General features: G+C 61.9%; 5 protein-coding genes. 4 read left to right on the top strand and 1 reads right to left on the bottom strand.

Annotation, left to right across the window (positions count from 1 at the left end; translation table 11 throughout):
* The first annotated feature begins 128 nt into the window (after positions 1 to 128).
* The 4 genes from H2O77_RS10170 (at position 129) to H2O77_RS10155 (ending at position 5,960) form a co-directional block, all read left to right on the top strand.
* Complete coding sequence (locus H2O77_RS10170; RefSeq protein WP_192838952.1) at positions 129 to 1,631, top strand: TolC family protein; 1,503 nt, start codon at positions 129 to 131, stop codon at positions 1,629 to 1,631.
* A 37-nt stretch (positions 1,632 to 1,668) separates the two neighbouring features.
* Positions 1,669 to 2,481, top strand: coding sequence for an efflux RND transporter periplasmic adaptor subunit (locus H2O77_RS10165; protein ID WP_215822926.1), 813 nt, complete (start codon positions 1,669 to 1,671; stop codon positions 2,479 to 2,481).
* A 74-nt stretch (positions 2,482 to 2,555) separates the two neighbouring features.
* Positions 2,556 to 3,854 (top strand): HlyD family efflux transporter periplasmic adaptor subunit, encoded by a 1,299-nt coding sequence (locus H2O77_RS10160; RefSeq protein ID WP_215822925.1) that lies wholly within the window; start codon positions 2,556 to 2,558, stop codon positions 3,852 to 3,854.
* Between the two features lie 3 nt (positions 3,855 to 3,857).
* Positions 3,858 to 5,960 (top strand): HlyD family efflux transporter periplasmic adaptor subunit, encoded by a 2,103-nt coding sequence (locus H2O77_RS10155; RefSeq protein WP_215822924.1) that lies wholly within the window; start codon positions 3,858 to 3,860, stop codon positions 5,958 to 5,960.
* A gap of 165 nt (positions 5,961 to 6,125) precedes the next feature.
* On the opposite strand, the gene H2O77_RS10150 is transcribed toward H2O77_RS10155, so the two are convergent.
* The gene (locus H2O77_RS10150) at positions 6,126 to 9,311 is read right to left on the bottom strand and encodes an EAL domain-containing protein (RefSeq protein ID WP_215822923.1); all 3,186 of its coding nucleotides are present in this window, start codon (positions 9,309 to 9,311) and stop codon (positions 6,126 to 6,128) included.
* Between the last annotated feature and the right edge of the window lie 112 nt (positions 9,312 to 9,423).

Genomic DNA, 9,423 nt, shown 5'->3' with positions numbered 1-9,423 from the left:
TGACGGGAAACGAAAAAACGGAAACCGCCCGGGCGTTGCCTGAATCACGCGGGCGGGGTCGTCTCAAGACTCTGGCGACGATGGTTGCCATAAGCGCCGCGGGCATTGCCTTGTCGGCATGCGGCACCGTGCAACCTGAGCCTCTGGATCGTCAGGATATCGCGACCGCCATCCAGAGCGATGAGATGCTCTTCGAACAGATGACGCCGGCCATCACCGAGCCGCTGAATCTCAATCAGGCGATGGCGCGTGCGCTGAAGTACAACCTCGACAATCGCGTCAAGCTGATGGAGCAGGCGTTGGCCGAGCAGAGCTTCAATCTGGCCAAGATGGACATGCTGCCGGTATTGGCGGCAAACGCCGGTTTCACCAGCCGCAACAATGAAGATGCCTCCTCGAGCGAGAACGTGCGTACCGGCGTGCAGAGCCTTGCCCAGTCGACCTCTGTCGACAAGGACCGCACCGATGCCGATCTGCGCCTTTCCTGGAACGTGCTGGATTTCGGTGTCAGCTACCTGAAGGCCAAGCAGGAGGCGGACCGCTTCCTGATCGTCAAGAATGCCCGGCGTGACATCATGGCCAAGCTGCTTCAGCAGACGCGCAGCGCCTATTGGAAGGCTGCAGTGACGCAGAAGTTGAAGCCGCGCATCGATGCCTTGCTGATAGACACCGAAAAGGCGCTCGCGCAGCTGGATCAGATCCAGCGCGAACGACTGCGGGCACCGTTGGATGTCCTGCAGGAGCAGCGCCAGCTGCTCTCCATCATGCGCAATCTCAAGAGCTTGCAGCGTTCCGTCGAGACCTCCCAGATCGAACTGGCGAGCCTGATCAATCAGGCCCCCAATGTCGAGATCCCCCTGCAGGCGCCGAGTGAGTTGCCGGAACTTCCTCCGTTGCCCTCCAACGACCTGGATGTGCTGGAGCGTGTCGCGCTGGCCAACAGCGGGGAATACGTCGGTCAGCTCTACAATGCGCGCATCGCGCAACGTGAAGCGCGCAAGAGCATGGTGCGATTGTTGCCGGGGCTGGAGTTCTCCTACAGCGCCAATTACGACAGTAACAGCTATCTGTACAACGACACCTGGGCACAGGCGGGTGTGCGGGTCAGCTGGAATATCTTCCGGCTGTTCGCGATCGATGAGATCAAGGCTCAGAACGAGGCGCGTGACCAGATGGTCGAAGCGCGTCGTCTCGCCAGCAACATGGCGACGCTGGCACGGGTGAATCTGGGCTGGCAGCAGTACCACAACTCCTTGGATAGCCTGGCGATCGCGCAGCGCTTCCAGGCATTGGATGAGCAGATCGCGGACTTCAGCAAGCAGGCGCGGGCAAGCCGTGCGATCTCGGGAACGCAATCCCTGCTCAACCAGGCCAAGGCCTTGAACTCCGTGCTGAGCAATTCATTGGCCTACGCCGATGCACAGGACGCCTATGGCGGCTTCCTGTTCAGCCTGGGCTTCAATCCGGTCCCCGAGGATTATCAGCGTTACGACGTCGATACGCTGGCCAGCAACCTGGATGCCTCCTTCCGCCAGTGGTCTGGCGGCAGCCTGCCATTGCAGGACCCGGCACTCTGGCTGGAAGCCCAGTCCGAGACAACCCAAGCACAGGACGGTCAGGCCAGTCTGTAAGCTAGCCTCCCGCCATATTTCAACAGGGATGCTGACGATGATGATCGCTGGTAAAGGTATCAATCGCCGCATGGCGAGGTTGGGGGGAACCCTGCTGGTCGCCATGCTGCCCGGGCTGATGAATGCCGCTCACGGGGCGGATCAACCGACCGTTCGCGGTCAGGTCAGTGCTGTCAATTCCACCATTCTGGCGGCGCCCCTGTCGGGGCGCCTGCTGGAAGTCAATCGGCGTGTCGGGGAAGAGGTCAACAAGGGCGATGTGCTGGTGCGCTTCGATTGCCGTTCGCTGAAGGCGGAGCGGGCAGTCGCGCGTGCGCGTCTGTCCGGTGCAAGCTCCCAGTACAAGGTCAACAAGCAGCTGGCGCGCTATGACAATGTCAGCCAGCTGGACGTGGATCTGTCGCGAGCGGCGGTCAATGAGGCCAGTTCCTCGGTCAAGCTGTCGGATGTCTATCTCAGCGATTGCACCATCACGGCACCCTTCGACGCGGAAGTGGTCTCGCGTGCCGTCAATCCTCATCAGTTCGTCTCCAATGGCGAGCCGATGCTGGAGCTGGTGAGTTCCGACGAGCTCGAGATCGAGGCCGTCATTCCCGCCATGTGGCTGGGGCAGGTCGGCGCGGATACCCCGATGACCTTCACCGCAGATGCCACGGGGGCGGAACTTGCCGGCAAGATCGTGCGCGTCGTCGACAACATTGACCCGGTCAGCCAGACCCTCAAGGTGATCGCACGGCCGGATGCCAAGCCGGATGGCGGCATCAAGCCCGGCATGAGTGGCGAGGTCCGTTTTCCTTCTCTGAGTCCTTCCACCGTCGAGGATGTGGATAGCGGAGAGGCGGCACAATGAATCGGCGGGTCGAAATGCCAGGCAATGTCACGACAGATCGCCTGGCGGGCCTCATCACCTTGCAGAAGCGTTTGATGAGCGCCAAGGGGCGCAAGGAAGCAGAGTATGTGCTGGTCAATGACACAGGCTACCTCTTTCCCGCGCGCCAGATGTTGCTGGTCAGCAATGGCAAGCTCTCGTCACACTCCGGCGCCACGGATGTCGAGCAGCAGAGTCCCTATCTGCACTGGGCAAGACGCGTCATCAAGGCGTTTGATCTCGATCGTCAGGTCGTCTCCGACAAGGCAGGTGACTCCCGGGCGGCCAAGCCCGAGCAGGTCATGTCACTGACGCCGGAGCGCCTCAAGGAACGCGATGCATCTCTTGCCGAAGACTGGAGTGAGTATTGGCCACGAGAAGGACTCTGGGTGCCCATGGTATGGCGAGGCCGTATCGAGGGTGGCTTGCTGTTGTTGCGCGAAAAACCCTGGAATGAAGCCGAACAACGCCTGCTGACCCATTGGGTGCAAGGTGCCGAGAACGTGCTGGCACGTCATTCGGGTCGCAGGCGCCAGCCGGTGGGCAAGCGCCTGCTGTGGGGCGCGGCCTTGGTGGTGATCGGTCTGCTGATGTTGGTGCCGGTACGCCTTTCCGTGCTGGGGCAGGCGGAGGTGGTGCCAGAGGTCAGCAGTATCATCCGCTCACCCCTGGATGGCGTGCTCAAGGACTTGTCCGTGGCGCCCAATCAGGTGGTGGAGAAGGGCCAGTTGCTGGCGAGTCTCGATGATGCCGAGCTCAAGGGGCGACTGGCCGAAGCCAATCAGGCTCTGGCGGTGGCACAGGCGGAATATGCGCGTGCCCGGCAGCGCTCCTTCACCGAGCGTGAGGCCAGTGCCGAGGTGCCGCTGTTGAGGGCGCGGGTGGACCAGGCGCGTGCCGACGTCGATTTCCTTGAAACACAACTGACGCGTGTGCGCGTTGAAGCGCCACGTGAGGGTGTCGCGATCCTCGGCGATACCAGCGATTGGGCCGGGCGTCCGGTCAGGCTGGGTGAGCGTCTGCTGGAAGTGGCCGACACTCGGGGCGCCGAGGTGGAAATCTGGCTGCCGAGTGCCGACAACATTCCGCTGCCGGAAGGTGCCGAGGTCTCGTTGTTCTTGAATGTTGACCCTTCCCAGGTTCGTGAAGCACGGCTGACGCACGTCAATTATCGGGCCGAACTGGCACCGGATGGCGAGCTCGCCTACCGCGCGCACGCCGTGTTGAGCGATGCCGAGAACCTGCCGCGCGTCGGCTGGCGGGGCACGGCCAAGGTCGAGGGGGAACAGGTCACGCTGGGTTATTACCTGTTCCGTCGCCCGTGGGCCACGCTGCGCAGCTGGACCGGGTGGTAAGGCATGATCTCACAGACTCCCCCGTTGGCCGTGCTGCGTGAAGACCTCAAGTTGCACCCCGTCGAGCAGGATCGCGATGGCAAGCGGCGCTGGTTGCTGCATGACCCGGTCGCCCAGCGCTTCTATCGACTGGGCGAGGCCGCCATCGAATTGCTGCCCTTCATTCGCGGTGGTCAGGAAGCGGCAGCCGCCAAACAGGCGAGTGCCAGTCTCGGTCGTGAAGTGCCTGGCGAGCAGTTACGCGCCCTGTCGGAATTTCTGCGTCAGCATGATCTGGTGCGCGGGGATCCCGGACAGCAGGAACGCTACCAACGCCGTCTTGAGTCGCGTCCTACGGGGCTCAAGTGGTTGATGCATCACTATCTCTTCGTGCGCATTCCGCTGGCCAATCCGGATCGCTGGCTGAGCCGGCACGTCAACAAGGTACGCTGGCTGGGTAGCCGGGGCCTCTTCTGGAGCCTGGCGGTCATGTTTCTGGTGGGCCTTTGGCTGACGGTACGCCAGCTGGATACCTTCATCGCGAGCTTCGCGGCACTGGGCGCTGTCGGTGGCTGGCTGACACTGGGGCTGGCGCTGGTCTTCGTCAAGATACTGCATGAGCTGGGGCACGCCTTCGTTGCCAAGGCCAAGGGCGCGCGCGTCCCGACCATCGGGGTGGCCTTCATCGTCGGCTGGCCGGTGCTCTACACCGATACCAGTGATGCCTGGCGACTCACCCAGGCCCGGGACAGAGTTGGCGTCGATATCGCGGGTGTCGCGGTCGAGCTCTCGATCGCGGTACTGGCCTTGCTGTGCTGGCATCTGTTGCCGGAAGGCTTGCCGCGCACCCTGTGTTTCTGGCTGGCGACGACGACCTGGATCATGTCGGCGCTGGTCAACTTCAATCCTCTGATGCGTTTCGATGGCTATTACCTGCTGTCGGATGCCTGGCGGCAGCCCAACCTTGAACCGCGCTCCCAGGCGCTGGCGCGTTGGCAGCTGCGTGAATGGCTGTTCGCCTTCAAGGAAGCGCCGCCTGAGCGTCCGCAGCGTGCCCTGGTGCTGTTCGCGGTGGGCGTCTGGGTGTATCGCCTGTTGCTGTTTCTCGGGATCGCCCTGGCGGTCTATCACTTCTTCTTCAAGCTTCTCGGCATCGTGCTGTTCGCCGTCGAGATCTGGTACTTCATCATGCGGCCAATCGTGAATGAAATTCGGCGCTGGTTCAGTGAAGGTCGCAAGCCTCGCGCCAATCTGGCTCTGTTGCGTACCGGGATGATCATCGTGGCGCTGGGGGCCTTGCTGGTCTGGCCCTGGCAGAGCGAGCTGCGCCTGCCGGGGTGGCTGGAGCAACCCTCGGCCCGTCTCGAAGCCCCCTTCGGTGGCCGGCTGAGTCTCGATGTCGCCCAGGGTGACGAGGTGAGCGCCGGTCAAGCGCTGGCGACCATCAGTGCCCCGGAAGTCGCCCAGCGGCTTGCCAGTGCCGAGCGTCGCGTGGAGCAGCTGGACTGGCGTCGCTCCGCCAGTGGTCTGGATCGCAGGCTGCTGCAGGATAGCCCGGTGGTGCAGGCTGATCTGGATGTGCAGCGCCAACGGGTCAGCGCGCTGCAAGCCGAACAGGCGACCGGTCAGCTGGAGGCAGCATTCGCCGGCAAGGTGAACTCGCTCAACCCTGCCTTGCGAGAAGGGGGCTGGGTCGGTGAAGGGGAGTGGGTGATGACGCTGCGCAATCCCCGGCAGGTAACCCTGACGGCCTGGGTGGAAGAGGAAGAGGTGCTGCGCGTCGATGAAGGCGCCACTGCCTGGTTCTATCCGCTGGCGCCGGTAGGCAAGCCGCTGGAAATGCGCGTGGTCAGCGTCGAACCTCAGGCAGTCGCAGTGCTTGAACAGCCGGAAATGGCCGCGCCCTATGGTGGGGAGTTGAAGGTTCGCGAGGGCGAGGAAGGGCAGCTGGAACTGATGCGCAGCCTCTATCGGGTCACGCTTGAGCCAGTGGACTTTTCGCAGGCGCTGGCACTCTCGATGCCTGGCCGGCGCGGCATGGTCAACGTCGAGACTGAGCCGCGCAGCCTGTTGAGCCGAACCTGGCGTGAAGTGGTGGGGGTCTGGCGCCGCGAATCCGGTTTCTGACACCGTTATTCTCCCCCCTGCACCCTGAATTCTGAAAAAGAGCACAGAAGCCCAGCTTACGAGTGGCGTTTGCCGCTCGGAGGCTGGGCTTCTCTTGTGTGGTCTTGAGGAAATGTCGCGCTCTGCTCTATGGGGCGCTTCGCCTTTATTCGGCAAGCCTCTGATTCAGCCAGCTTTAGGAGCAAGAGGCTGCGCCACCCGAGCGTCATTGACCCGTGAGGTCGGGCTGGAGTCTGTGTCGCCGGTATGCCCCTTGCTGTGGCCGTCATTGGTATTGGAGCAGATGGCGAGTGTCTCGAGTGGCTCCGGCATGCCCAGCGCATAGCCCTGCACATAGTCGGCACCGATGGTGGCGACGGAGGCGAGCACTTGCGCACTCCCCACGAATTCCGCCACGGTCTTCATGCCCATTTCACGCGCGACCTCGGCAATGGCGCGGGCGATGGAGTAGGAGACGCGGTTGGTGTCCATGTCGCGAATGAAGGCGCCATCGATCTTCAGGAAGTCGACGGGCAGGTTTTTCAGGTAGCCGAAGGACGACACGCCACTCCCGAAGTCATCCAGCGCGAAGGAGCAGCCGAGTGCGCCGAGTGCCTCGAAGAAGGCGCGAGCGTCGCCCAGCCGCGTGATGGCGACGGACTCGGTGATCTCGAAACACAGCTTGTCACCCGGGATGCCACTGTCGCGGACCAGCGTGACCAGCAGGTCGCGAAAGCTCGGGCTGCTTATGGAGTGCCCGGAGAGATTGAGTGACACCATGGTCAGTCGCTGGGCATGCGCAGGGTGCGCTGCCAGCCAGCTCAGGTATTGGCGAATGACATGTTCATCGATGGCGGCTGACAGGCCATAACGCTCCGCCGCAGGCAGAAAGGCGCCCGGCGCAATGATGGTGCCATCCCTGCCTTTCAAGCGCACCAGCACTTCGTAATGTAGCTCGCAGTTCAGCTCGCAGTGCGGGTCGTTGGCTGGCTCTGCGTTGTCAGCTTGTGCAGTGGCGAGGGTGCTGACAATCGGCTGTTGGTAAAGCACCAGGCGCTGTTCTTCGATGGCCGCGGTGATTTCTGTCAGCCAGTGCATTTCCTGCATGCGCCGAGCTACCTCGTCACCGGATTCACTGTGGCGATGAATGCGGTTGCGCCCGGCATCCTTGGCTTCATAGCAGGCAGCATCGGCGGCACTCAGCAGCTGGTGTGGGTCGTTGTGATTGCTGTCGATGCTCACCAGGCCAATGCTGGTACTGATGGTGAACAGCTTGTCTTCCCACATGAATCGGAAGTTGGTGACGGACTGGCGCATCTCTTCGAGCAGCGCTTCGGCGGCGTCCAGCGACATGTCGGGCATCAGCAAGCCGAATTCATCCCCTCCCAGGCGTGCGAGACGATCCTGCTTGCGCAAGCCGGCGGCAATGACGTCGACCAGCTGGATCAATAGCGCATCGCCGGCCGAGTGGCCGCAGGTGTCATTGACGACCTTGAACTGGTCCAGATCGATGTAGGCGAGACAATGTAGCGTGCGGGTGGCGCGCGCATCATCGCAAAGTGTCGTCAGTTCACGCTTGAAGGCGCCGCGATTGAGCAAGCCCGTCAGGCTGTCGTGATTGGCCTCGTGAGCCATGCGCTGCGACATGGTGTGATTGAGCGTATTGTCGATCAGCGCCAGCAGCGTATAGCCATCCTGGTCTGGCGTCGCCTCGACCGCAGAGACACTGATCTCTGCATGCACCGAGTTGCCGGAGGCATGGATGAAGCGACATTGCTGGGTAAAGAAATCCTTGCGCTGCTCGATCAGGGCCTGATGTTGCTGCAGGAAGCTCTCCAGGTCTTCCGGCTCGATCAGTTCGCGTATCACACTCTGCGACAAGGTGGCGGCGGTGTAGCCCAGGATGCTCTCGATTCGTTGATTGACGCGCAACAGCTGGCCACTGGTGCTCAGGTGCGCCATGCCGACAGCGGAGTGCTCGAAGGTGGCGCGGTAGCGTCGCTCGCTGGCACGCAGGCGTTTCTGAGAGGCCTGTTGCTCGAATTCGGTCATGAGCTGTGAGACGTGATCCGCCACCGAGGCCAGAAACGCCTGCTCATCATCTGCCCATTCGCGTGGGGCATTGCTTTCCGTGCAGCAGATGACGGCCACCACCTGGCCTGCCACACGGATCGGGCTGTCGATGATGGCCTTCACGCTGCAGCGGAAGGTGCCATCAAACAGCAATTCCTGATTGGCCTTGGTCACATCGGCCAGGGCGAGAGCATGACCGGCATCCAGAGCCTCGAAATAGACCCGGTTCTGGGTGCGGGTGAGGCGAGTGGGAACTGTGCTATGCGTGGCATCGTGCGGCGGGGGGACCCACGCATCATGGACATGGGCCAGCGACAGGCAGTCGCGGTCTTCATTCATGTACCAGAAGCTTACCTTGCGTATCTGCAGGCCCTTGGCGACTTGCTCACATAACCACGGCAGCAGGCTGTCGAGCTGCGCGTTCTCATCGTGGCGGGTGTTGCCGAGCTCGATCAAGGCCGCCTGCTGACGTTCATAGCGGCGCAGCTTGTCGGCCTGGGCATCCTTGGCCAGATGCTGCTGATGGATATCCAGCAATGAGCCGATGAAGCGGTAGGGCGCTCCGTTTCTGACCTCGAATTGAGCGCGCAGCTCAAACCAGCGATGATCTCCCTGTTGGGTGCGGATCAGCAACTCGCAATTGAAAGGCGTCCCGCTCAGTCGCTTGGCGTTGATCAAGGCCTTGAAGTCGTCACGCATGTCGGGCGCGACTCTCTCATGCAACGCCTCGAGTGCGGTATCGAGTGTGCCGGCTTCATACCCCAACTGGTTTTCCAGGCGGGTAGAGATGGTCAATCTCTCGTTGCCTGTTTTCCATTCGATGATGCCATCGGAAATGCTGCGCAATATCCAGCTGGCCCGCGACTGACTGTCTGCGAACTCTGCATTGAGGTAGCTTTGATTGACCTGGCGTTTCAGCGCCTCGGTCGCCAGGCTCGCGAGCTTGTCCAGCCGGACGAGGACGTCCGGGCTGGGCAATTGTTGCCGCGGCTCAGCGTCCGCCAGGCTCATGCAGCCGATTATCTCGCCATTGTCTGCCTTGAGGGGCAAGCCGATGTAATAACGAATGCCGTCGGCAAGGACCGAACTGCAACCGGCGAGTTCCGGTTGTCGACGGGCGTCACACGTGATGAGGGGACTGGCTTGCAGTACCGCTGCGCCACACAGCGCATCGTTGATGGGGACGGACTCATGCACATTGTCGTCCAGACTCAACCAGCGCTTGAGCTGCTCGCCATCACGCAGGTTGATCATCGCCATGGGAGCGCCAGCCAGGTCGGCAGCCAGTTCAAGGATCATCAGAGCCTGATGATCCTCTTCATGCCGCAATGTCTTGATCCAATTGGGAATAATGGATGTATCAAGCCCGAGAGAATCTGGCATCGTGTCGCAGCCTTCCCTGTCTGTAACG

This window comes from Cobetia sp. 4B (assembly GCF_018831605.1).
GTDB classification, from domain to species: domain Bacteria; phylum Pseudomonadota; class Gammaproteobacteria; order Pseudomonadales; family Halomonadaceae; genus Cobetia; species Cobetia amphilecti.
The sequence above is the reverse complement of the archived record's forward strand: the minus strand, read 5'-3'. Positions and strand labels throughout refer to the sequence as shown.